The organism is Shinella zoogloeoides, from assembly GCF_030733845.1.
Taxonomy (GTDB): domain Bacteria; phylum Pseudomonadota; class Alphaproteobacteria; order Rhizobiales; family Rhizobiaceae; genus Shinella; species Shinella zoogloeoides_C.
This window is the reverse complement of sequence record NZ_CP132311.1, coordinates 437,501-458,835: the sequence shown is the minus strand read 5'-3', so window position 1 is coordinate 458,835 and position 21,335 is coordinate 437,501. Positions and strand designations below refer to the sequence as shown.

The following is a 21,335-nucleotide window of genomic DNA, read 5'->3' as shown; positions in this document are numbered from 1 at the left end:
AACTTCCTCCCATGTTCCTGGATCGAGCCGGCCTCAAAGCTCGTTGGCCTGACCGTCTGCGGCGTCAAAGGACGCCCTATACATTTCCTGATAGAATTCGGCCCAACGCGGATCGGGGTCGATCGTCTGCGCCGTGACGCCGGTCGTGAAATCCACGCCCTCGCCCAGGCCCTCGGCGGCAAGGAGCGCCGCGCCGATGACCGCCGGTTCCTGCTCGCTCAGGACGTTCAAGGGCACACCGAATATGCTCGCCCGCAGTTCCAGCAAGCTGCGTGACCGGCTCCAGCCGCCGGTCGCGTAGATCGGTGTGCTTTCTACCCCTGCCTGCCGCATGTGACTGAACATCCGTCGCGCTGTTACACCGGCCATTTCGAGGACGGCACGAGCATCAGGTCGGGCCGGCAGGTCTTGTGGTGTGGGAAAAAACCTTGGCGCGCCGGGCAACTTCGGCAAATCCAGGAAAGCGCGAATGTCTACGCCCCTCGCTTTCAAACCCTGGACGGCCGCAGAGAATTCGAAAACCCCAAGGCAGGCGACACCGCTTTTCGCTTGTACCGGCACCATGAAGGCCAAATATTGGTCGAAGCGGTCGAGAGCGAAAGTCGCAGATTCGCCATAGACGACATTCGCCGTCCCGATGGAATCGACCCGTGCCTTCGGGTCGAACCGCTGGATCATGGCGGCAGCGACTGGGTGGTCATGCCCGCCGGCGACGACGATGGTATCGCTTCCGACCGCGCCCGATGACTTCAAAGGTCCGGGCCCGACCGTGCCGACGATTTCTCCGGCCTTGAGGATTTCGGGCAGATCCGGAGCGCCACAGACTTGCAAAAGCGCTTCGTTCCATTCCCGACGGCCGACATCATAGCAGCCGGTTCGGGACGCAAGGGTCTCGCTGATGAACGGTCGACCTGTCCAAGCGACGGACGGATAATCGGTGAGAGCGATCCATACGCTTCGGCCGGCGAACAATGCTGGACTGTGTCGACGGCGCCAAAGCCACTTTGCGCCCGTTCTGGTGTGCTCCATCTCGATGCCAGCGCGTGTCGTCGCTGCTGCGCTCTCTCGGATTTCAGCCGCCTCGTGAACGGCACAACGGTCGTGCCACGGGATCGCGAAGCACAAAGGCTTGAGCGCTTCGTCTACGAGTATTCCGTCCTCGCCGACACCGGTCGTCGCGATGGCGGACAGCGGCTTGCCGCCACCAACTGCCGTCCATCCCTCGACGATAAGGCCTTCGATCGCGGAAAGGAGGACGGTCGCGTTGACGTCTGAGGCCGCAGAGGGTGCAACGCGGGGTGTCGGTACGGCCCGAGTCCATCTCGAGACGCCTGTTTCGTCCACGATCGAGACCTTGAGATTGGTCGTCCCGATATCGACACCACACACTAGCATGCACGTTCCTCCGGATCAGGCCGCATTCAAGCGAAGTGAAGCTGCGTCTTGATCGAATTGCCCGCCTGCATGCTCTGGACCGCGGTATCGAAGTCCCATACCTGGAAGCTCTCGCCGATCAGCAACTTCGCCTTCTCCCTGATATCGGGCATGAGGTCCACGGCTGCACCGAACTTGTCGGCGCAGGAGTTCGAGCCGATGAAACGGAGTTCGTGTTCGTAAAGCTTGAACGGCACGAAGGATGCCTCGGCATGTTCGTCGTGAACACCGACCTGGACGAAAGCACCCGTCTTCTCGACGAGCTGGAGACCTTGCTTGAGGGCGGCGGGAACGCCGGCTGCTTCAAAGACGACATCGAAGCGTTCGGCGCCAAGCTCCTGGGGATGAACGGCCGCATCGACGCCGACGTTCAAAGCGATGTCGAGTTTGGCGGAGGCGGGATCGGCGAGCGTCACCTTTCCGGCGCCCGAATGCTTCGCGGCGATAGCGATCAGCAGACCCATCGTGCCGCCACCGAGAACCAGAACCTCTCGATCCTTGATCCCCTGCGAGGAATCGACAGCGTGAAGTGCGCAGGCCAGCGGCTCGATGAGCGCCGCAACGTCAGCACCGATCGCCTCGTTCACCTTGAAGGCATTGCGGCCGGGAACCGCGACGTACCCCGCCGCCGCACCCGCCCGACCGACACCGATCGGCGTCAGGTGGAGGCAAAGGTTCGGCCGCCCGGACTGGCACCAGCGGCAGGTGCCGCAGACGACGTTGGGATCGACGGCGACGAAGTCACCGGCCTTGACGTTCCGCACGTTCTTGCCAACGGCGACGACATGCCCGGCGAATTCGTGGCCGGGGATCACCGGGTAGTTGGTGCCGACGAAGCCGTGCTTGAGAATATGAAGGTCGGTTCCGCAAATGCCGCAGCAGGAAGGCTTCACCAGAACCTCGTCGTCGGTCACGGTCGGTATCGTGGTCTCGATCACACTGATCTTGTGATCCTGGGTGATGCGGACGGCCTGCATCTTGCCATTGGGTGCGCCACCGAAGAGGCTATCCAAGCTCATTTTACTGCTCCGAATGTTAGACCTCGGGTGAGGCTCTTCTGGGCCAACCATCCCGCCACGACGACCGGGATGTTGATCAAGGTCGCGACGGCTGCAACCTGCGCGGTGTAGAGCTGGCCGAAACTCAGGAATTTCTGCAGGAAGACGGGCAGCGTGCTGACCGTCGTCGTCAGATTGACCGCGAGGAAGAATTCGTTCCAGGCGAAAATCGCACACAGCAGGGCGGTCGATGCGAGGCCGGGCTTGATCAGGGGCACGATGATCTGAACCATTTCCCGCACACGCCCTGCCCCGTCAACCTCGACAGCATCGAATACGTCATGCGGAATCTCGACCATGAACGAGCGGATCATCCAGATCGCCAGCGGCAGGTTCATCGATGTGTAGAGAATGATCAGGACGGTCGACGTGTTCAGGAGATCGAAGGATCGAGCAACCAGATAGATCGGAACGATCCCCGCCGCGATCGGCATCATCTTGGTCGAGATGAAGAAGAACAGGACGTCCCGCCATTTCGGAACGGGCCGGACCGTCAGAGCATAGGCGGCAGGCACGGCCAGCACCATAACGATCGCGGTGGAGACCAGCGTGACAAGGACGGACACCGTTGCGAAGGACGCAAAATCGTTCTCGAAAATCCGACGATAGTGTTCGAGAGTCGGTGTGAAGAAGAATTTCGGCGGATAACTGACCGCGTCCTGCTCGGTCTTGAAGCTCGTCAGGATCATCCAGGCAATCGGGGCGAACATGACGAGCGTCCCCGCCCAGGTGAGAACGGTCAGGAGCGGATCGAGGAGGCTCTTGTGTCGGCGGCTCATGCGCGGCCTCCTTCTTTGAAGATGCCGGAGACGACGCGGAGCATCGGGATGGTCAGCGCCATGGCAAGCGCCAGCGAGATCATGCCGAAGGCCGAGGCGCGTCCCAGGTCGAAGGCGCTGAATGCCTCCAGATAGACGTAGTACGACAGGTTGGTGGTCGCGTAGGCCGGTCCGCCATTGGTCAGAATGACGATCGCGGCGAAGTTTTCGAGCACATACATCGCAACGAGCAGGCCCGTCAGTTCAATGAAGGGGCGCAGGTGCGGCAGCATGAGGCGGCGAAACGTATAGAAGCGACTTGCCCCATCGACCTGCGCAGCCTCCGCGACTTCAGTCGGGAACGACTGCATGCCGGCGAGCAGGATCAGGAGCGAGAAGGCCGACCACTGCCAAGTCGTCAGGATGATGATGGTAAGCTTCGGGTACTGGCTGATCCAGTTGATACGGCCGATACCGATGTCATCGGTGATCCAGCCCAGAATGCCGAAGGTCGGGTCATAAACGCCGGTCTTCCAGAACAGGGCGGCGGCGACCGGCATGATGAAGAACGGCGTGATGGCCAGCGTCCGGGCGATCGTGCGGCCACGGAACTCGCGGTTCAGGCCGGCGGCGAGCAGCCCGCCGATGAGGATCGACGCGATAACGATCGAGAAGGTGATGATCGCCGTATTGGCAATCGCCTTCAGGAAGACGGCATCACCGGCGGCATTGACGAAGTTGCGAAACCACACGAAACGTGGCGCATTGGTGGAAACGAGGTTCCAGCGCTGTAGGCTGTAGTAGAGCGTGATGACGAAGGGCAGTTGCGTGACCAAGAGCACGAGGAACAGCGCCGGAAGAAGCGGCAGCCGGTCCCACCAGCCCTTGGCGAAATTGCTGCGGGTTTTTATCCGGGTCCCGCTCGATAGCGAAGTCGATGTCATGATTTTGATCCGCGAGAACAGTACTGGAGTTTTGGCGGACCGCCGGGAGGACGACGGCCCGCCGGGACACGGCTACTTGATGTAGCCGGCGTCCTCCATGATCTCCTTGATCTTCTCCTCGCTTGCCGCGATGGCATCGTCGGCACTCATCTGCCCGCTGATCGCGCCGGCGAGCTGCTGGGAGGTGAAATCGCCGATCTGCTCGAATTCGGGGATCGTGACATACTGAACGCCGGTATAGGGCACCGGATCGATTGTCGGCTTCAGCGGGTTGGCGGCATTGATCGACTTGAGCGTCAGATCAGCATAGTCCTTCGTCGCTGCTTCGTATTCCGCCAGCTTGTAGGTCGACGTGCGCGAGCCCGGAGGAACCGTGCCCCATCCGGCCTTCTCGCCGGCAAGCTTGATGTATTCCTCGCTGGTCAGCCAGGAGACGAGTTTCCAGGCCGCATCCTGATGCTTGCTGGTGGTCGGGATAGAGAGCCCCCATGCCCACAGCCAGCCCGAGCCGGGCTTTTCCTTGATCGGCGCGAGCGCGAAACCGACGTTGCCCTTGACCTCGTCATTGGCCTGATCGATCACCGGGCCGGCGAATACCGTGTCGTCGTACCACATGGCGGTCTTGCCCTGCGTGAAGAGCTGCAGGCATTCCTGCCAGCCGTCCTTGGCAGCGTCGGGCTGGCCGTGGTCCTTGAGCAGGTTGACGTAGAAGTTGATCGCCGCCTTGCTCTTTTCGGAGCTCAGCTGCGGCTGCCAGTTTTCGTCGAACCAGCGGCCGCCGAAGGTATTGATGACGGTCGTCAGCGGCGCGAGGCTCTGGCCCCAGCCCGGAATACCGCGCAGGCAAATGCCCGAGACATTGTTGGCGTCATCGTCGAGCTTGGCGGCGAATTCGGCGACCTGGTCCCAGGTTGGCTGTTCCGGCATGGTCAGGCCGGCCTTCTCGAAGAGATCCTTCCGGTAGAACATGAAGGACGACGAGCCGTAGAACGGCGTCGCGTACATATCGCCCTTGAAGGAAACGAGGTCGCGGATCGGGGTCAGCAGGTCGTCAGCCTTCCATTCCGTGTCCTTGGCGACGTATTCCTTGCTGAGGTTGGTGATCCAGCCCTTTTCCGCCCAAAGGGGCACCTCGTAGGCGCCGATCATGACGACGTCGAACTGGCCGGACTTGGTCGCGACGTCCTTCAGGACGGTGGGACGCAGTTGGTTCTCGGGAAGCGTCTGGAACTTGACCTTGATATCAGGATACTTGGCATAGAAGTTGTCGATCAGCTTGGCGGCCGTTTCCATCTGCGGATTTGCCGCAAGCGCAACCGTCAGGGTCACCTCCTCAGCATGACCCGGCTGGACTGTAAACAGCCCGAGGGCGACCGACAGGGCAAGCGTGCTCACATGCGAACCGGCCACGGCCGATCGCCACTTAGTCGTAGACATGATGACTTCCTCTCCCAAAAATTCCGACACGATTGTCGAAACCCAACGCGCCGACGAACGCTCACCGGGGCGACAGCCGGGCTCTCTCCACTAGAGTTCCGTCTGTATGTTCTGTACGTACAAAAAGATTCACACTCCGTCAACGAAATTGTTTGGTATCTGGACTCACGCTCCATTTCTCTATCAGAACGCGCACAACAAGCCTGCCGAAACTGAAAACAAGCTGACCGATGGACGGATTGCGCCTCCCGGTGTAGGTTTTGTTCGGACAGAGTCAGGAAACGTCATGCAGAATATCGACCGAACCTCAGCCGAGCCGTATTATCTCCAGCTCGCCCGCATCATTGAAGCGGACATCAAGACCGGAAAATACGCGATCGGTGACCGTGTGCCAGGCGAGACCGAACTTTGCCGGTCCTTCGACCTTGCGCGCTCGACTGTGCGCGAAACGCTGAGGGCGCTCGAGCAGCAGCGTTTGATCAAGCTGGTACCGAGACGGGGCGCCTTTGTCGCGGATCCTGCCGAGAACCAATGGAAACTCCAGGTAACACAAGGCTTTCTGGAAACAGAAGCGCACTCCCCCGATCGAACCATTGAGACATCGGTGTTGCGCGCGGAGTTCGAAGCCCTTCCCGATTTCGCTTCAGAAGGGCTCGGCCTCCCGCGCGGAGAAAGCGGCTTTGTCCTCGAGCGACTACGCCATATGGATGGCAAGGCAGCGATGCACTCGACAAACTATCTACCGGCCGACATCGGCGCCTTGCTAATCGGAAAACCGGTTCTTGAGGGCAAGGCATCCCTGAACCAGACCCTGGCGAGCGCCGGTTTCTCGATTTTTGCCGCTCGGCGCGAGGTTGCCGCGGTTGGCGCACCAGCAGAAGTGGCGACCCAACTTGGTTTGGCGCGCGGTGCGCCCGTTCTGTTCGTACAGTCTAAGTCTCGTTCCGAAGCTGGACGGGTCTTCGATTTCTATCGGTCCTTTGTCCGAAGCGATGTCGTCACGGTCTCTGTCGATGCTGAGGCTCAAACGGACGACAATTCGACCGTCGGCGACGCTGAGTAGATTTTACGTCTACCTGACGCGGCGGATTTTCGTCGACGCCTCAAGCCTATGATTTCGTAAGCAATCCTTCCTTGCGCCGCGTGTGGATCGTCCTGCGCGGCGCTTTGTGTTTGCTCGTTGCGCACCTTCTCCTGTGCTGTGACGCGGCATTTGCCGCTTGACACTTCCCAAATTCGAAGCCTAGATACGTATCGTCCGTCTTGTCCGTACAAGATTTGTCGGCAGGCTAGGGTGGAGCGCCAACGGGACGGCAATGCCCGTCCAAGAAAATAGGAAAAATCTCATGTCGATGGAATATCGTCTTCGTCGCACGTTGCCGAGCAACCGCGCCGCAATCATCATGCCCGTTGACCACGGCCTCATCTTCGACCGTATCGAGGGCCTGGAGACGCCGTCCGCGCCGTTCGCGGCATGGGCAAACAATGACGTGACCGGCTTCATGATGACCCCCGGTCAGGTCAAGCAGACCGAGAAATTCTTCGCGGCCAACCCGCAGCTCACGCGTGTCCTCACGATCGACACTTATTACGAATTCCGTGAGCTGGACGGCGGCGGTTCCCACGACCTCATCACGACCGTTGAAGAAGCTGTCCGCATGGGTGTCGACGCCGTCAAGATGCTCTTCCCGTGGAACATGTCGCGCTATGAGCGCACCCAGATGTGCGCACGCGTCGGCAAGGTCATCGCGGCCTGTGATCGCTGGGATATTCCCCTCGTTCTCGAACCGGTCATCATGGGCGCGCCGCGCACGGAGGAAGTGATCGTCCAGGAGGAGAAGGTCGCCCGCATCGCCTATGATCTCGGCGCGCACATCATCAAGATCGCCTTCCCCGGCGAGGAGCGCACGAAGCGCCTTTCCGAAGAACTCAAGGTTCCGCTGGTCATCGCCGGCGGCCCGCTGTCTGGCCCGCCGTCGGAAACCATCGACGCCGTTGCCCAGACGCTGCGTGGCGGCGCCCGAGGCGTCATCGTCGGCCGGAATATCTGGCAGCGCGACCGCAATTCGGGCGAAGAGACGATGGCCGAGATCGCGAAACTCACCCGCAACGTGACGTTCCAGGACTAATTCCTGGCCTCTCTTTTGAACACGCGATCGCGAAGCTGTGCCTTCGCGATCCCTCATACGCGCATTGCCGCGATACTCAGTTCGCATTGTGCGGACAAAACGGACGAGGAGTGGTCCGTTTCCATCTCATGGTCTTAAGGAGGAGAATTACATGAAAAAACTTGCATTGCTCGCAACGGTCGCGATCATGAGCATCCCCGCGTCTTCGTTTGCTCAGGACAAGCTCACCAATGCCGGCATCACCGTCGGCACGCTCGGAAATCCGTTCTTCGTTCCCCTGATCAAGGGCGCGGAAGATGGCCTGAAGGCCAAGAACGCCGACGCAGCCGTCACCGTCGTCGGCGCGGACTACGACCTCAACAAGCAGGCATCCCAGATCGACAGCTTCATCGCCGGCGGCGCCCAGATCGTCATGATCAACGCGGTTGATGCCGTCGCGGTCAAACCGTTCATCGAAAAGGCCAAGGCAGCCGGCGCCGTCGTAGCGGCGATGGACGTCTCCGCAGCCGGCTCCGACCTGACCGTCATGACGAACAACGTTCAGGCCGGCGAACTTGCCTGCACCGATCTTGCCGAACGCCTCAAGGGCAAGGGCGACGTCGTCATCATCAACGGCCCGCCGATCTCTTCAATCATGGATCGCGTGAAGGGCTGCCAGCAGGCTTTTGCCAAGTATCCCGACATCAAGATCCTCTCCGACAACCAGGACGGCAAGGCCTCGCGCGAAGGTGGCCTCGCCGTCATGCAGGCGCTCCTCACCCGTTACGAGAAGATCGATGCGGTGTTCGGTGCCAACGATCCGACCGCTATTGGCGCCGATCTTGCCGCCAAGCAGTTGAACCGGTCGGAGATGATCATCGCCGGTGTCGATGGCTCGCCCGACATCGTTGCGTCGCTGAAGAGCGGCAACAGCCTGATCGTATCCTCGTCCTCTCAGGATCCGTACGGCATGGCGAAGAAGGCAGCCGAACTCGCCGTCGACCTGCTGAACGGGAAGAAGCCCGACCAGGAAATCACGCTCCTCGATACGACGCTCGTCACCAAGGACAATGTGAACGAATACGTCGGCTGGGACGCCAAGCGCTGATCTTGCGCGGGGGCGGTGCAGAGGCGCCGCCCCTTTTTCTATCGCAATGGACAGGGGAGGGTTCATGAGCGCGTCAACCATCGGCGAAGCGCCACTTCTGGAGATGCGGGGTATCAGCAAGTCCTTCGGGGCGACGCGGGCGTTGAGCGATGTTTCGCTCACCGTGTCAGCGGGTGAAACCCTCGCGCTGATGGGAGAGAACGGCGCGGGCAAGTCGACCCTCATGAAAATCCTGTCGGGCGCCTACACCCCGGACGCCGGCGGGGAAATCCTGCTTGCGGGAAACCCGCTGTCGATGGGTGACCCGATCGCGTCCCGCACTGGCGGGATCGCCGTCATCTATCAGGAACTGTCGCTGGCGCCTAACCTGACGGTTGCCCAGAATATCTTTCTTGGAATTGAACCGCGAAGGTTCGGCATCACGGACAATCGCGCAATCCTGCAACGCTCCGAGCCGATCCTACAGCAGCTGGGGGCATCCTTCTCAGCAACGGAGCGCGTTTCGAACCTGTCGCTCGGTGAACGGCAGATGGTCGAGATCGCGCGAGCCCTTGCGGCCGACGCCCGGATCATCGTGATGGATGAACCGACGACATCGTTGACATCGCGCGAAACGGAAAAGCTCTTCGAGGTCATTGCGGCTTTGAAGGCGCAAGGCATCGCAGCGATCTATATCAGCCACCGGATGGAGGAAATCTACCGCCTCGCCGATCGCGTCTCCGTGCTGCGCGATGGAAAATACGTCGGCACATTGATCAGGGCGGAGTTGTCCGCGGAGCGCCTCGTCTCCATGATGGTCGGCAGGGATCTGACCTCCTTCTACAAGAAAAAACACGGGCATTCCCGCAGAGGCGACCCAATGTTGAGCGTCCGGAATGTCGGTGACGGCAAGCGGGCCATCGATTGTTCGTTCGACGCTTACCAGGGAGAGGTACTCGGGATCGCCGGACTGGTGGGGTCCGGGCGAACCGAATTGGCGCGTTTGATCTTCGCAGCAGATCCACGCCTTTCCGGAACTGTCTCGGTTGCGGGGCGTCAGGTCGAAGTGAATAACCCGCGTGAGGCCCTGGACGCCGGCATCGCCTACCTGACGGAAGACCGAAAAGGGCTCGGCCTTTTCCTGGACATGTCTATCGAGCAGAACATCAACATCTCCGTCATCGTGCAGGACGCGCGAAAAGGCGGCGTGCTGAATTCCATCCGCTCGAAGGAGCGTGCCGATGCTGCCGTCAGCAATCTTTCGATCAGGGCAAAGTCGACATCGTTGAATGTCGGGTCCCTGTCCGGCGGGAACCAGCAGAAGGCACTGATTGCGCGGATTCTCGCCGGCGAACCGAGGATCGTCATCCTCGATGAGCCGACCCGCGGCGTGGATGTCGGCGCAAAATCGGAAATCTACCGGATCATCGACGGGCTTGCCGCCAGCGGCGTCGCAGTCGTCGTCATATCGAGCGACCTCCCCGAGATCATCGGCATCAGCGACCGGGTTCTGGTCATGCGCGAAGGCCGGATCGTCGGCGAGGTGCTGCCAGATGCAGCCGGCGAGATTTCCCAGGAACACATAATGACGCTCTCGACAGGTTCTTCGAAAGCAGCCTGACGCAGATGTGAGAAACGGAGGAGACGATGTCGATGACAAAGAGCGGGACCGACGAGATCAAGCGCGCGAACCTGCGGGCGACAATGACCGCCCTGGGGATGCTGCCGGTTCTGGTGCTGCTGATCCTGGGATTCCATCTCCTGAGCGGCCGCTTCATCTCCGTCAACAATCTCACGATTGTCCTGCAGCAGGCCTCGATCAACACCGTCCTGGCCGCCGGGATGACATTCGTCATTCTGACAGGCGGGATCGATCTGTCGGTTGGTTCGACGCTGGCAGCGGCCGCGATGGTCGGGGTCATCGTCTCACTGGTCCCGGATATCGGGATGCTCGGAATTCCCGCCGCACTAGGGGTCGGACTCATCTGCGGCCTCGCAAACGGAGCCATCATCTCGGGCCTGCGCCTGCCTCCGTTCATCGTGACGCTTGGCTCGCTGACCGCCATTCGTGGCGTCGCCCGGTTGCTCGGTAATGACACGACCGTCTTCAATCCCGACCTGCCCTTTGATTTCATCGGGAATGGCTCGCTGCTCGGGATTCCCTGGCTGGCGGTTATCGCGCTCCTTACCATCGTCGTATCCTGGTTCGTCTTGAAACGAACAGTCCTCGGCACCTGGATTTACGCCATCGGCGGCAATCCCGAAGCGGCCCGCCTGACAGGCATCAAGGTTCCGCGGGTGCTTCTTTTCGTTTACGCTGTGTCCGGCCTGCTCGCAGGTCTCGGTGGTGTGATGTCCGCCGCGCGCCTCTACGCAGCCAATGGTCTCCAGCTCGGCCAGGCCTATGAACTTGATGCGATTGCAGCTGTTATCCTTGGCGGCACCAGCTTTGTCGGCGGCGTGGGCTCTATTTGGGGGACGCTAGTCGGAGCGCTGATTATAGCCGTGCTCTCGAACGGCCTCATCCTCGTCGGTGTTTCCGATATCTGGCAATACATCATTAAGGGCCTTGTTATCATCGTTGCTGTGGCGCTTGATCGCTTCAGGCTGCAGGGGGGCCGCACTTGACCTCCAAACACCACAGTTAGGAAGGCATGATGGCTCAGACATTCGCGAGGCTTTGAGAATCTTGAAAGGAGCCGAACCAGCGTGTCCTTACAAGGGCTCGGCCAAGTATCTGATATGATTGTCAATTGCGCTATGGCCGCGCTGAAAACCTAAGTCTACGACGTATTACAATCGCGACACGGTCATACGTGTCGCACAAGAATCTCAAGAGACGGCGTCTGTTGTTGTTTTTGTTCAATAAATGACACAAGTGTCAACGGCGGAGTAAAAACCGGCCACGGGGCGGAGCAAAAGTCGGCCACCTTGGCGCGCGCCTGAGACCGCCGGGAGGGCGTAGCCCGAGCGGGGGTCTCAGGCGCGCGCGGCGATTTTCAGAGAAGGCGTCAGCCGGCCTTTCGGGCGCGGCTTTGGGCGAGACGGTAGCTGTCGCCGTTCATCTCGAGGATGTTGACGTGGTGGGTGATGCGATCGAGCAGGGCGCCGGTCAGACGCTCGGACCCCAGGGTTTCCGTCCATTCGTCGAAAGGCAGATTGCTGGTGATCATGGTCGCACCGCGCTCGTAACGCTGGGAGATCAACTCGAACAACAATTCCGCGCCGGTCTTGGACAGCGGCACGAAGCCCAGCTCATCGATGATCAGCAGCTTGTAGGCTGCCATCTGCTTTTGGAAACGGAGCAGACGCCGCTCGTCACGCGCCTCCATCATCTCACTGACCAGGGCGGCGGCCGTGGTGAAGCCGACGGACAGCCCCTTCTGGCAGGCCGCCAGTCCGAGGCCGAGTGCGACATGCGTCTTGCCCGTGCCGCTGGGGCCGAGAGCGATCACGTTCTCGCGGCGGTCGATCCACTCGCAACGTGCCAGCTCCAGCACTTGCATCTTGTTCAGCTTGGGGATGGCTGTGAAGTCGAAGCTGTCGAGGCTTTTGACGACAGGGAATTTGGCCGCCTTGATCCGGCGTTCGACCTTGCGGCGATCGCGTTCGATCATCTCCCGTTCGGCAAGCCGGAACAGGTAGTCGATGTGGTCGACGCCCTCGGTGGCGCATAACCGGGCCAGCTTCTGATACTCGCGCTGGAAGGTCGGCAGCTTCAGGGTCTTGAGATAGTGGGCAAGCAGTATCTCGGGTGCTTCGGTGCTCATGCCGCTTCTCCCGCATCAGACGACAAAAGCCGCATGTAGGCTTTCGCCGAGGTCTTCTCGACCGTCGCCCTCGGCAGGTAGGGATAGATCGCCAGGTCCAGTCGAGGTGGCCGTCGCTCGACCCGGCACAGGATCAGATGCTTGACCGCATCGAATCCGATTGCGCCGAGCTGGATTGCCTGCTTCACCGCCGCATGCAGGTCGGCGAGCTCGAAGCTCTCCAGCAGGCGCAGAACCTGAACGTATTCCCGCCGACCATGCTTGGCCATGCGGCCTTCCATCAGCCGGCGCAGCGTAGCGAACTCTTCCGGCAGGTCCCAGCCTTGCAGAGGGGCGGCCTGATCCAGGGAATTGATCTTCTGCTCGATCAGCGGCAGGTAGTGGATAGGGTCGAAGACGACGTCTTCCCGATCCCAGCACCGCGGATGGCGAGCAATGATCTCGCCACGGCAGCCGATCACCACCTCGTCGACATAGCCCCGCACCCAGACGTCCTGATGACCGTAGGCGACCGGCACGGAATAGTCGTTGGTCTTGTAGCGCACCAGGGACTGGGCCGTTACGCTGGTGCTGGCCTGATCGCAGGCATCGAAGGGTGATGTCGGCAATGGACGCATGGCCGCCAGATCCCGCTGCAGGCGCTCGCCGATCGTCTCGCTCTCGCCGCGCAGCCTGTCGCGCTGGCGTTTGCGGCACTGCTCCTCCAGAAAGGCGTTGAACGCATCCCATGTCGCAAACTGCGGGATCGGCACCATGAAGTTGCGCCGGGCGTAGCCCACAAGGCCCTCGACATTCCCTTTGTCATTGCCCTTTCCCGGCCGCCCATAGCGATCCCGGATCAGGTAGTGGGACAGGAAGCCGCTGAACAACACCGCCCGCTTGCGTGTACCGTCGGGCAGGATCTTTGCGACCAGGCAACGGTCGTTGTCGTAGACGATCGACTGCGGCACGCCCCCGAAGAAGGCAAATCCATGGATGTGACCGTCCACCCAGGCCTCGGCCACCGCCGCCGGATAGGCCCGAACATAGCAGCCATCACTATGCGGAAGATCCAGCACGAAGAAGCGGGCCTTCTGTTCCACACCGCCGATCACCACCATCGCCTCGCCGAAATCGGCCTGCGCGTGGCCCGGCGGATGGGCAAGTGGCACGAACACTTCCTGCCGGCGCTGATCCCGCTCGCGCATGTAGTCCTTGATGATCGTGTAGCCGCCGGTGAACCCGCACTCGTCGCGCAGGCGGTCAAATACCCGCCTGGCCGTATGCCGCTGCTTGCGCGGCACCTTCAGGTCCTCGTCGAGCCAATGCTCGATCGTCGAAACAAACGCATCCAGCTTCGGACGCCGGATCGGTGATCGCCGCTGGTAACCGGGTGGCGTCGAATACGACACCATCTTCGCCACGCTGTCGCGCGATATGTTGAAATGCTTCGCCGCCTGACGCTGCGTCATCCCTTCCGAAACAGCCAGACGAACCTTCAGATATAGTTCCACGGTGTAGATCCCCTGTCCCTCCTGCGATCATTGCAGAAGGAAGATAGGTGGCCGGATTTTACTCCGCCCGCAGCAGCATTATGCCGCCGCTACCGTGGCCGACTTTTGCACCGCCGCTCTCACGGATGTCCCCACCGGGAAGTTTTTGGTTCGTCGCCGCCTCATAGTCCGGAATGGAGATGGCCCTGCAGGCGCAAGCGCGACACGAACCGCTGGCGATTTCCGCAAGCTTGCCCACAGGTTATTTCAACGTGTCCGCACGTCGAGACAAATTGCGCTCATTTGATTCAAGGTTCGATATTTTTGATTCCAAACGCTGTTCATTTGATTCACGACCGTCGTTTGTCCCTCGCCAGCTTATCTCGATCTGTCTCAACGTGCCCGCAATTGATCTCAAATTGCGATCATTTGATTCAGAACCCCAAAAAAACGATTCATAAACCGGGATTTCCGATTCCATGCAAACGGCGTTGCTGTGGCGACAACGGTCTGGCATCGGTAGCCGGAGACCTGATAGGGAAGAGTGCATGCCAGCGAAGTCCGAAGAGATCCGCAACAGCAAGCAGCGCGAGCGACAGCAGAAGCTGCGCGATGCCGACAGAAAGGCCAAGCGCCCCGGACGAGACGATGTGGCCCGCACGGCACTGTTCATGTCGATTTCGAGCATGGTGGCGAAGGGGAGCCACGATGCGCTGGAAGCCTTTCGGTCTCTCGTCATCGAGATGCTTGTTCGGCAGGGTTTCGATGAACGCGCATCCCGCACCGTCGTCGATGAGCTCGTCGAGAAGTACGCAGATGGCGACTGGCCCTTCCGCCGCAAGCCCCATCTGCTTTATCCTGACGGTGCCGACGAGGGCGGCTGAGCGGTTTCGTTCGACCTGCCAACTGCGGTCCCGGCCCCTGGTCATCCAAACGCTGCCATGGGAACGCCTAACGGCGTTTGCAATCTCTACGACACCTCCCCCCATTACTCGGTTAAACGCCGTTTATCCTGAATCGAATGTTTCGACCATTTTCACAGGGTATGAGGGGACCGGCACTCGATCCACGATTGACGGAAGGTCGCGGTAACAAGCGTGTTGCACATCAGCCACAGATTTCATAACTCTATTCTTAACAATGACTTACCGCCGTTTAGGTCGGTGATGGCGTTTCCCCGCAGATCAATGAATCCGGCCGTGCCATTTCGGGAATTCCGGTAATTTTCGGCAAACTGGCATCGAAAGCCATACAGATGAGGACGCTTGAGAAGTGCCGCGCTTTGTGCGCTATTGGCGCCGACAAGTGTTCAACAGGCCAGCCCGCAACGGAAAGGAGGCGCCCATGGTTCACGTTATCCATGTCGACGGCGCCACGATCCAGCCGTCCCGGGACATCGAGTGCAAGGACGATTCCGGTCTCGGAATCTGCACCGGCCGCATGCGCGAGGAAGTTCTCCGCGTGGATCGCCGTCGCAAGCGACGACGATCCACGCGCACAAGGAGATTCCATGTCGAATATCATCCAGCATCCGTCTGCCATCGTTGCGGTTAAAACGCACCACCTCCACGACGTCGACAACGACACCAAATCCCGCCTGTATTCCGGCACAGTGGCCATGGCCTCCATCACGGGCGCATCGATGTCCCGCGTCCGGGATGCCGTGCGGCTCGTCCGTCACGGCGCAGGCTGGGTAGACCGCCGCCGCACTCCTGCGATCACAACGACAAGCGACGACGAGATCGAGAGCACCTTGCGATTGCTGGGTTATGCGGGAGAATGGCACGACTTCGAACGTCGTCCGACCCTTGCTGCGTACCTCAAAGCCAGGACGGGAATTCAGCAAAGCCATCCCTGCATCGTTTTTCTGGGGAACCACCGCGTCGCGATCAGTGGCGAGCTGTTTTGCGACGTGACCAATAACGGCTTGATGGTCGATATCGACCGGGCACGCTCGCGGCGCAAGAAAGTGCACCGTGTGTTCGTCCTCACCCACCGCATCCCCGCGACGCAGATCCCGTCGAGGACCCCGTCCCGCGTCCAGCCGGCGCACCTGACGACGGAGCAGAAACGCCGGATCAAGGAACTGGACCGCCTGTTTCGCGAAGCCGTCAAGGCGGAGACCGGCGCAATGCGGATCAAGGTGACAGCCACCGAAGTCTTCATCATTCGCCCCGACGACTCCGGCTGGACGTGGTGCGGCGCGCGCGATGGCGTCGCTGACAGCCTGCTCAAGCTTCAGCAGCATGGCTGGATTGGCGGCAACACCGATGCGGCCGCGGCCTACCGCGCCACGATGGGTTACTGACCAGCGCTCAGGAGCCGCTTCTAATCGCGGCAATTATTGCCGCCAACACCTGCCAACCGCCAGAGCATGATGATCTGGCATCGCTGCGGGGCTCTCAAGTCCCCCCGCCGCCGGTTACCATGTCCCCCGCCTTCGCCCATTCGAACGGAGATCACTCCATGGCCAAAAACGTTTTGTTCTATGCACGCCATTCCGCCGGCGACCAAATCAATGCCTGCCTCGAAACGCAGCTCTACTACGGGCACCGCTTCATCAAGGCGAATGGCTGGACCTTCGCAAAGTCCTATGCTGACGAGGATATCGGCGAAGTCGTCTTCATGGCGCAGCCCGGCGTGCGCAAGCTTTTCGCACATATCGAGCGCGAGACGGTCGATATCGTCCTCTGCCATACGCTGGACCGGTTGTGCTCGCGATTTGATATCGCCAGCCGACTGTTGAGCGAACTCGCTGACAAGCGCATCGAACTCTGGGCCGCCGATCCCGGCGAGCGTATCACCGCCCGGAACTTGTCCGACTACTATATCAGCGACCGCAGCAAGATGTTTGCCATGGGCAGCCACAGTGCCCACGTGCCCGATGACCTGCGCGAAGAGAAACACTTCGCGCCCCTTCCATTCGGCTACCGCTATTCCGGCGCCTGCAATGCGGGCGGCCAGCGCATCTTCGGCTTCAAGATCGTCGATCCGGTTGCCGCCGACGTCGTCCACCGCATTTTCGGTATGTATGCCGAGGGGATGGCACCGACAAAGATCGCTGCTCTCCTCAATGCGGAAGGCGTGGCCGGTCCCCGCGGCAGTATCTGGCGCGACGCTGCGATCCGCGGCAACCGCGCTCGCGAAACCGGGATCCTCAACAACCCGGCTTACATCGGCGCGTGTAAACAGGCGGGCGACGATGACTACCATTACGTATCGGCACTGCGCATCGTCAGCGATGAACTCTGGGACCGCGTGAAGGATCGCCAGGATGCCGCAGCCGAGCGCGCTGCAGGATTGGCAGGGCGCCGCAAGCAGCAGAGCTGAGCCCACTGCAAACGAACTGGCCGGCAATGCCGGCCAGTATTCACGAAGAGATTAATAGATATGGGATTCCGCAAATGACCAAGAATGTCCTGTTTTATGCGCGCTACTCTACCGACCGCCAAGACGAGGTGTCGATCGAAACGCAGATCGAACTCGGCAAGGCGTTCATCGTCAAGCAGGGCTGGACGCTCGTGGAGAGCTATTCCGATGCCGCCATCAGCGGAACCAGCTACCAGCTCCGCCCCGGCATCCAGAACTTGATGGCGCATGTGAAGCGCGACCGCATTGATGTCGTGCTCTGCGTGACCGTCGATCGACTGTCGCGCGACATTGAGCACAGCCACAAGATTCTCAAGGATTTGCGCTATCGCGATGTCGACCTCTGGACGGTCCACGCCGGCACCCCGGTAACGGACATGGAAATGTCGTTCCGCGCCATGCTCAGTCACGAGCTTGTCGGGCAGATCCGCTACCGGACCCGGGAGGGAATGAAGACCGCCGTGCGCAAGGGCAAGGCATCCACTTGCCTGGCCTATGGCTACATGATCTCGCAACAGCGCGATGTGAATGGTGATCGGATCAAAGGCCTGCGCGAGATCGAACCTGCGAAGGCCGAGATCGTTCGCCGCATCTTCACGCTTTATGCCGACGGCATGTCACCACGCGACATCGCCCAGCTTTTGAACAAAGAGGGCATCCCGGGCTCGCGCGGCCGCAAGTGGCGCGACACAGCCATCCGCGGTCACGTCAGCCGTGGCACGGGCATTCTCAACAACGAGAGCTACATCGGTCGCATGGTCTGGAACAAACGCAACTACCGCAAGAACCCGGAGACTGAACGCCGCACCGCGCGCGCCAACGATGCAAGTGAGTGGGTGCTGACGGACGTGCCGGAGATGCGCATCGTCTCCGACAAACTGTGGCAGCGGGTAAAGGAACGCCAGAAAGAAGTCGGGGAACTGTTTGATTTCGGGCAGAGTAACCGGCTGAATGCAACGCACCGCCCGGGATACCTGCTCAGTCACCTGCTCGAATGCGCGGAATGTGGCGGCCCTTACGCCATTAGCGGCAAGGACCGCTATAGCTGCACCAACCGCAAGAAGCGCCTGCCGATCGACGAGCTCGGCGGAACTTGCTGCAGCAACAGCAAGACCATTACCCGCCAGGAACTGGAGAGCCGCGTTCTCGATTGTCTGCCGGCCGCCTTCTTCTCCCTGGGGATGTTCGACACCATGTCAGCAAAGGTGATCGAACAGGAAACATCAAAGCTTCGCCGTCCGAAAGCCGAGCGCGAGCAGATGACGCGCGAACTGAACGAGTTGGAGCGCAAGCAGAAGAGCATCATCCAGCAGATCTCCGACCGCGCCATGCAAGGCCGCCCTCCTCTCGCCGCGCTCGACGATACCCTCGATCAAATCGAGCTCCAGCGTGTTGCCCTGGCAAGGGAGATCGACGCTTTCACCACGTCCGAGCCGGACATGCGGGCGAAGATCGAGGAATTGAAGCAGCGTCACAATCCCGCCCAAACGGAACTGCGCATGCGCCATTTCTTCCTGCAGGCGCGTCGCGGCAAAAACGACGATGCCAAGCGTCAGGTGATGCCGATTGTGCGCTCACTGGTGCAGAAAGTGGTAATCGGCAAGACCCCGGGCCACCAGCCGGCTACCCTCGAAGTCCACGGCCTGATCTCATCCATCCTTGCGCAAATGGACGTGCTGGACCTGATGGAGCGCCGCTTCGTCGCCGAAGTGCATGCGGACTTCATCGAGAAGCTGGAAGCTGGGGAGATCGACACGCAGCAGAAACAAAAAAAGCTCCTCGACTCATATGAGGAGGAGCTTCGTCGCAAATACCCCGAGTGGGCGAATTTGCAAGTTTCGTTGGTTGCGGGGGCAGGATTTGAACCTGCGGCCTTCAGGTTATGAGCCTGACGAGCTACCGGGCTGCTCCACCCCGCGTTACCAGGTTTTTGCCCTTTGGCAAAATACCGCCGGTTTTTGCCTTTGGCAAAATACCGTTGTTGTGCTCGGCCCTGACATTTGTCGAGGTTTTCAAAACAGAAAGGACCGCTTTGAGCGGCCCTTGAGTTTCGGCGGGGCCGAAGGTGTGTCGAGAAGATGTATCCTGCGTTGCAGGAACGTTGATTGCCTTTAGCAGACCTGGCAGCGACCTACTCTCCCGCGTCTTGAGACGAAGTACCATTGGCGCTGGGGCGTTTCACGGCCGTGTTCGGAATGGGAACGGGTGCGGCCACCCCGCCATAACCACCAGGTCGGCTAAGGGCAATCAATTGAGAAGCTGGTAGAAGGGTCGGTGTTTTGCGTGCGCAATAACCGGATGCCTTCGTTTGTTTAGTCTGTGAACACGTCTTTGGACGTCAACCGGACGAATGCTTTCGCCTTCGTCTTGTCGGGACAAACGCTCCGCGTTTGCCCTGAGATGAGCATATTCAATGAGAACGATCAAGCCAATCGAGCGATTAGTACCGGTAAGCTTCACACATTGCTGCGCTTCCACACCCGGCCTATCAACGTGGTCGTCTTCCACGGCTCTCAAGGGAATACTCGTTTTCAGGTTGGTTTCCCGCTTAGATGCCTTCAGCGGTTATCCATTCCATATATAGCTACCCTGCTATGCCCTTGGCAGGACAACAGGTCCACCAGAGATATGTCCATCCCGGTCCTCTCGTACTAGGGACAGATCCTGTCAATATTCCTACACCCACGGCAGATAGGGACCGAACTGTCTCACGACGTTCTGAACCCAGCTCACGTACCGCTTTAATTGGCGAACAGCCAAACCCTTGGGACCTGCTCCAGCCCCAGGATGCGATGAGCCGACATCGAGGTGCCAAACAACCCCGTCGATATGGACTCTTGGGGGTCATCAGCCTGTTATCCCCGGCGTACCTTTTATCCGTTGAGCGATGGCCCTTCCACGCGGGACCACCGGATCACTATGACCGACTTTCGTCTCTGCTCGACTTGTCAGTCTCGCAGTCAGGCGGGCTTATGCCATTGCACTCGACGACCGATTTCCGACCGGTCTGAGCCCACCATCGCGCGCCTCCGTTACTCTTTCGGAGGCGACCGCCCCAGTCAAACTACCCACCATACACTGTCCCGGACCCGGATGACGGGCCGCGGTTAGACATCCATGACGATAAGGGTGGTATTTCAAGGATGGCTCCACGCAAACTGGCGTCCGCGCTTCAAAGCCTACCACCTATCCTACACATGCCGACACGAATGCCAGTGTAAAGCTATAGTAAAGGTGCACGGGGTCTTTCCGTCTAACCGCAGGAACCCCGCATCTTCACGGGGAATTCAATTTCACTGAGTCTCTGCTGGAGACAGCGGGGAAGTCGTTACGCCATTCGTGCAGGTCGGAACTTACCCGACAAGGAATTTCGCTACCTTAGGACCGTTATAGTTACGGCCGCCGTTTACTGGGGCTTCGATTCAAAGCTTGCACCTCTCCTCTTAACCTTCCAGCACCGGGCAGGCGTCAGACCCTATACGTCGTCTTGCGACTTCGCAGAGCCCTGTGTTTTTGATAAACAGTCGCTACCCCCTGGTCTGTGCCACCCCACAATACTTGCGTAGCATGGGGTCACGCTTCTTCCGAAGTTACGCGTGCAATTTGCCGAGTTCCTTCAGCAGAGTTCTCTCAAGCGCCTTGGTATGCTCTACCTGACCACCTGTGTCGGTTTCGGGTACGGTCTATACGGTGGAGCTATTTCCTGGAACCGCTTCCCCGCCCAGACAATCCAATAAGTCTGAACAAGTTACGCAATCCGTCACTACCACCAGGCCCACGAATATTAACGTGGTTCCCATCGACTACGCGTGTCCGCCTCGTCTTAGGGGCCGGCTAACCCTGCTCAGATTAACTTTAAGCAGGAACCCTTGGTCTTTCGGCGAGAGGGTCTCTCACC

The 21,335-nt window shown here is 60.0% G+C and carries 17 protein-coding genes, 1 tRNA gene, 2 rRNA genes and 1 pseudogene (1 of these 21 cut by a window edge); 9 read left to right on the top strand and 12 right to left on the bottom strand.

The annotated features are described in order from the left end of the window. Window positions 1–33 precede the first annotated feature (33 nt). The 5 genes from Q9316_RS03210 to Q9316_RS03190 all read right to left on the bottom strand — a co-directional run bounded on the left by Q9316_RS03210 (window position 34) and on the right by Q9316_RS03190 (window position 5,631). A complete protein-coding gene (locus tag Q9316_RS03210) occupies window positions 34–1,395 on the bottom strand; it encodes an FGGY-family carbohydrate kinase (RefSeq protein WP_306033811.1) in 1,362 nt (453 codons plus the stop codon). A 26-nt stretch (window positions 1,396–1,421) separates the two neighbouring features. Next, complete coding sequence (locus Q9316_RS03205; RefSeq protein WP_306033810.1) at window positions 1,422–2,453, bottom strand: alcohol dehydrogenase catalytic domain-containing protein; 1,032 nt, start codon at window positions 2,451–2,453, stop codon at window positions 1,422–1,424. After that, window positions 2,450–3,271, bottom strand: a complete 822-nt coding sequence (locus Q9316_RS03200; RefSeq protein ID WP_306033809.1) for a carbohydrate ABC transporter permease — start codon at window positions 3,269–3,271, stop codon at window positions 2,450–2,452. The genes Q9316_RS03205 and Q9316_RS03200 overlap by 4 nt, the downstream gene beginning before the upstream one ends. Further along, a complete protein-coding gene (locus tag Q9316_RS03195; protein WP_306033808.1) occupies window positions 3,268–4,194 on the bottom strand; it encodes a carbohydrate ABC transporter permease in 927 nt (308 codons plus the stop codon). The genes Q9316_RS03200 and Q9316_RS03195 overlap by 4 nt, the downstream gene beginning before the upstream one ends. Window positions 4,195–4,266: 72 nt before the next feature. Continuing rightward, window positions 4,267–5,631, bottom strand: a complete 1,365-nt coding sequence (locus Q9316_RS03190; RefSeq protein WP_306033807.1) for an ABC transporter substrate-binding protein — start codon at window positions 5,629–5,631, stop codon at window positions 4,267–4,269. A gap of 286 nt (window positions 5,632–5,917) precedes the next feature. Between Q9316_RS03190 and Q9316_RS03185 the strand changes: the two genes are divergently transcribed. From Q9316_RS03185 to Q9316_RS03165, 5 genes are all read left to right on the top strand, one after another. Further along, the gene (locus Q9316_RS03185; RefSeq protein ID WP_306033806.1) at window positions 5,918–6,694 is read left to right on the top strand and encodes a GntR family transcriptional regulator; all 777 of its coding nucleotides are present in this window, start codon (window positions 5,918–5,920) and stop codon (window positions 6,692–6,694) included. A 283-nt stretch (window positions 6,695–6,977) separates the two neighbouring features. Beyond that, window positions 6,978–7,760, top strand: a complete 783-nt coding sequence (locus tag Q9316_RS03180; RefSeq protein ID WP_306033805.1) for a class I fructose-bisphosphate aldolase — start codon at window positions 6,978–6,980, stop codon at window positions 7,758–7,760. A gap of 151 nt (window positions 7,761–7,911) precedes the next feature. Beyond that, window positions 7,912–8,847 carry an ABC transporter substrate-binding protein gene (locus Q9316_RS03175; RefSeq protein WP_306033804.1) on the top strand — a complete coding sequence of 312 codons (936 nt, stop codon included), beginning with the start codon at window positions 7,912–7,914 and terminating at the stop codon, window positions 8,845–8,847. 64 nt (window positions 8,848–8,911) lie between these two features. Beyond that, entirely contained in the window at window positions 8,912–10,447 is a 1,536-nt protein-coding gene (locus Q9316_RS03170; RefSeq protein ID WP_306033803.1) for a sugar ABC transporter ATP-binding protein, read from the top strand. Between the two features lie 26 nt (window positions 10,448–10,473). Continuing rightward, on the top strand, window positions 10,474–11,454 hold the full coding sequence (locus Q9316_RS03165) for an ABC transporter permease subunit (protein WP_371877947.1): 981 nt from the start codon (window positions 10,474–10,476) through the stop codon (window positions 11,452–11,454). Between the two features lie 383 nt (window positions 11,455–11,837). Here the strand turns inward: Q9316_RS03165 and istB are convergent, their stop codons facing one another. Beyond that, complete coding sequence (gene istB, locus Q9316_RS03160) at window positions 11,838–12,596, bottom strand: IS21-like element helper ATPase IstB (protein ID WP_242218626.1); 759 nt, start codon at window positions 12,594–12,596, stop codon at window positions 11,838–11,840. Beyond that, complete coding sequence (istA, locus tag Q9316_RS03155) at window positions 12,593–14,089, bottom strand: IS21 family transposase (RefSeq protein WP_431522392.1); 1,497 nt, start codon at window positions 14,087–14,089, stop codon at window positions 12,593–12,595. The genes istB and istA overlap by 4 nt, the downstream gene beginning before the upstream one ends. Window positions 14,090–14,616: 527 nt before the next feature. Between istA and Q9316_RS03150 the strand changes: the two genes are divergently transcribed. Then, window positions 14,617–14,952, top strand: coding sequence for a hypothetical protein (locus Q9316_RS03150; protein ID WP_306033802.1), 336 nt, complete (start codon window positions 14,617–14,619; stop codon window positions 14,950–14,952). A gap of 271 nt (window positions 14,953–15,223) precedes the next feature. On the opposite strand, the gene Q9316_RS03145 is transcribed toward Q9316_RS03150, so the two are convergent. Further along, on the bottom strand, window positions 15,224–15,592 hold the full coding sequence (locus tag Q9316_RS03145; RefSeq protein WP_306033801.1) for a hypothetical protein: 369 nt from the start codon (window positions 15,590–15,592) through the stop codon (window positions 15,224–15,226). Here Q9316_RS03145 and Q9316_RS03140 point away from each other — a divergent pair. From Q9316_RS03140 to Q9316_RS03130, 3 genes and pseudogenes are all read left to right on the top strand, one after another. Beyond that, a complete protein-coding gene (locus Q9316_RS03140; protein WP_306033800.1) occupies window positions 15,579–16,376 on the top strand; it encodes a hypothetical protein in 798 nt (265 codons plus the stop codon). The two genes, Q9316_RS03145 and Q9316_RS03140, sit on opposite strands and share 14 nt — an antisense overlap. A gap of 158 nt (window positions 16,377–16,534) precedes the next feature. After that, entirely contained in the window at window positions 16,535–17,398 is an 864-nt protein-coding gene (locus Q9316_RS03135) for a recombinase family protein (RefSeq protein WP_306033799.1), read from the top strand. A 26-nt stretch (window positions 17,399–17,424) separates the two neighbouring features. Then, window positions 17,425–18,528 (top strand): annotated as a pseudogene (locus Q9316_RS03130) (recombinase family protein); the annotation flags it as partial. Window positions 18,529–18,660: 132 nt separating this feature from the next. Here the strand turns inward: Q9316_RS03130 and Q9316_RS03125 are convergent. The 4 genes from Q9316_RS03125 to Q9316_RS03110 all read right to left on the bottom strand — a co-directional run. Beyond that, a complete protein-coding gene (locus Q9316_RS03125) occupies window positions 18,661–18,945 on the bottom strand; it encodes a hypothetical protein (protein ID WP_306033798.1) in 285 nt (94 codons plus the stop codon). Window positions 18,946–19,279: 334 nt separating this feature from the next. After that, window positions 19,280–19,356, bottom strand: a tRNA-Met gene (locus Q9316_RS03120). Window positions 19,357–19,555: 199 nt separating this feature from the next. Further along, a 5S ribosomal RNA gene (gene rrf / locus Q9316_RS03115) occupies window positions 19,556–19,670 on the bottom strand. A gap of 186 nt (window positions 19,671–19,856) precedes the next feature. Continuing rightward, a 23S ribosomal RNA gene (locus Q9316_RS03110) occupies window positions 19,857–21,335 on the bottom strand; it runs 1,317 nt beyond the window's last position.

Bases quoted from the DNA above. Each gene is read 5' to 3' on its own strand.
- istB (WP_242218626.1), bottom strand. From the start codon at position 12,596: ATGAGCACCGAAGCACCCGAGATACTGCTTGCCCACTATCTCAAGACC.
- Q9316_RS03170 (WP_306033803.1), top strand. From the start codon at position 8,912: ATGAGCGCGTCAACCATCGGCGAAGCGCCACTTCTGGAGATGCGGGGT.
- Q9316_RS03200 (WP_306033809.1), bottom strand. From the start codon at position 3,271: ATGAGCCGCCGACACAAGAGCCTCCTCGATCCGCTCCTGACCGTTCTC.
- Q9316_RS03165 (WP_371877947.1), top strand. From the start codon at position 10,474: ATGTCGATGACAAAGAGCGGGACCGACGAGATCAAGCGCGCGAACCTG.
- Q9316_RS03125 (WP_306033798.1), bottom strand. From the start codon at position 18,945: ATGGCGCATGCGCAGTTCCGTTTGGGCGGGATTGTGACGCTGCTTCAA.
- Q9316_RS03210 (WP_306033811.1), bottom strand. From the start codon at position 1,395: ATGCTAGTGTGTGGTGTCGATATCGGGACGACCAATCTCAAGGTCTCG.
- Q9316_RS03150 (WP_306033802.1), top strand. From the start codon at position 14,617: ATGCCAGCGAAGTCCGAAGAGATCCGCAACAGCAAGCAGCGCGAGCGA.
- Q9316_RS03140 (WP_306033800.1), top strand. From the start codon at position 15,579: ATGTCGAATATCATCCAGCATCCGTCTGCCATCGTTGCGGTTAAAACG.
- Q9316_RS03135 (WP_306033799.1), top strand. From the start codon at position 16,535: ATGGCCAAAAACGTTTTGTTCTATGCACGCCATTCCGCCGGCGACCAA.
- Q9316_RS03195 (WP_306033808.1), bottom strand. From the start codon at position 4,194: ATGACATCGACTTCGCTATCGAGCGGGACCCGGATAAAAACCCGCAGC.
- Q9316_RS03175 (WP_306033804.1), top strand. From the start codon at position 7,912: ATGAAAAAACTTGCATTGCTCGCAACGGTCGCGATCATGAGCATCCCC.
- Q9316_RS03205 (WP_306033810.1), bottom strand. From the start codon at position 2,453: ATGAGCTTGGATAGCCTCTTCGGTGGCGCACCCAATGGCAAGATGCAG.
- Q9316_RS03185 (WP_306033806.1), top strand. From the start codon at position 5,918: ATGCAGAATATCGACCGAACCTCAGCCGAGCCGTATTATCTCCAGCTC.
- Q9316_RS03145 (WP_306033801.1), bottom strand. From the start codon at position 15,592: ATGATATTCGACATGGAATCTCCTTGTGCGCGTGGATCGTCGTCGCTT.
- Q9316_RS03190 (WP_306033807.1), bottom strand. From the start codon at position 5,631: ATGTCTACGACTAAGTGGCGATCGGCCGTGGCCGGTTCGCATGTGAGC.
- Q9316_RS03180 (WP_306033805.1), top strand. From the start codon at position 6,978: ATGTCGATGGAATATCGTCTTCGTCGCACGTTGCCGAGCAACCGCGCC.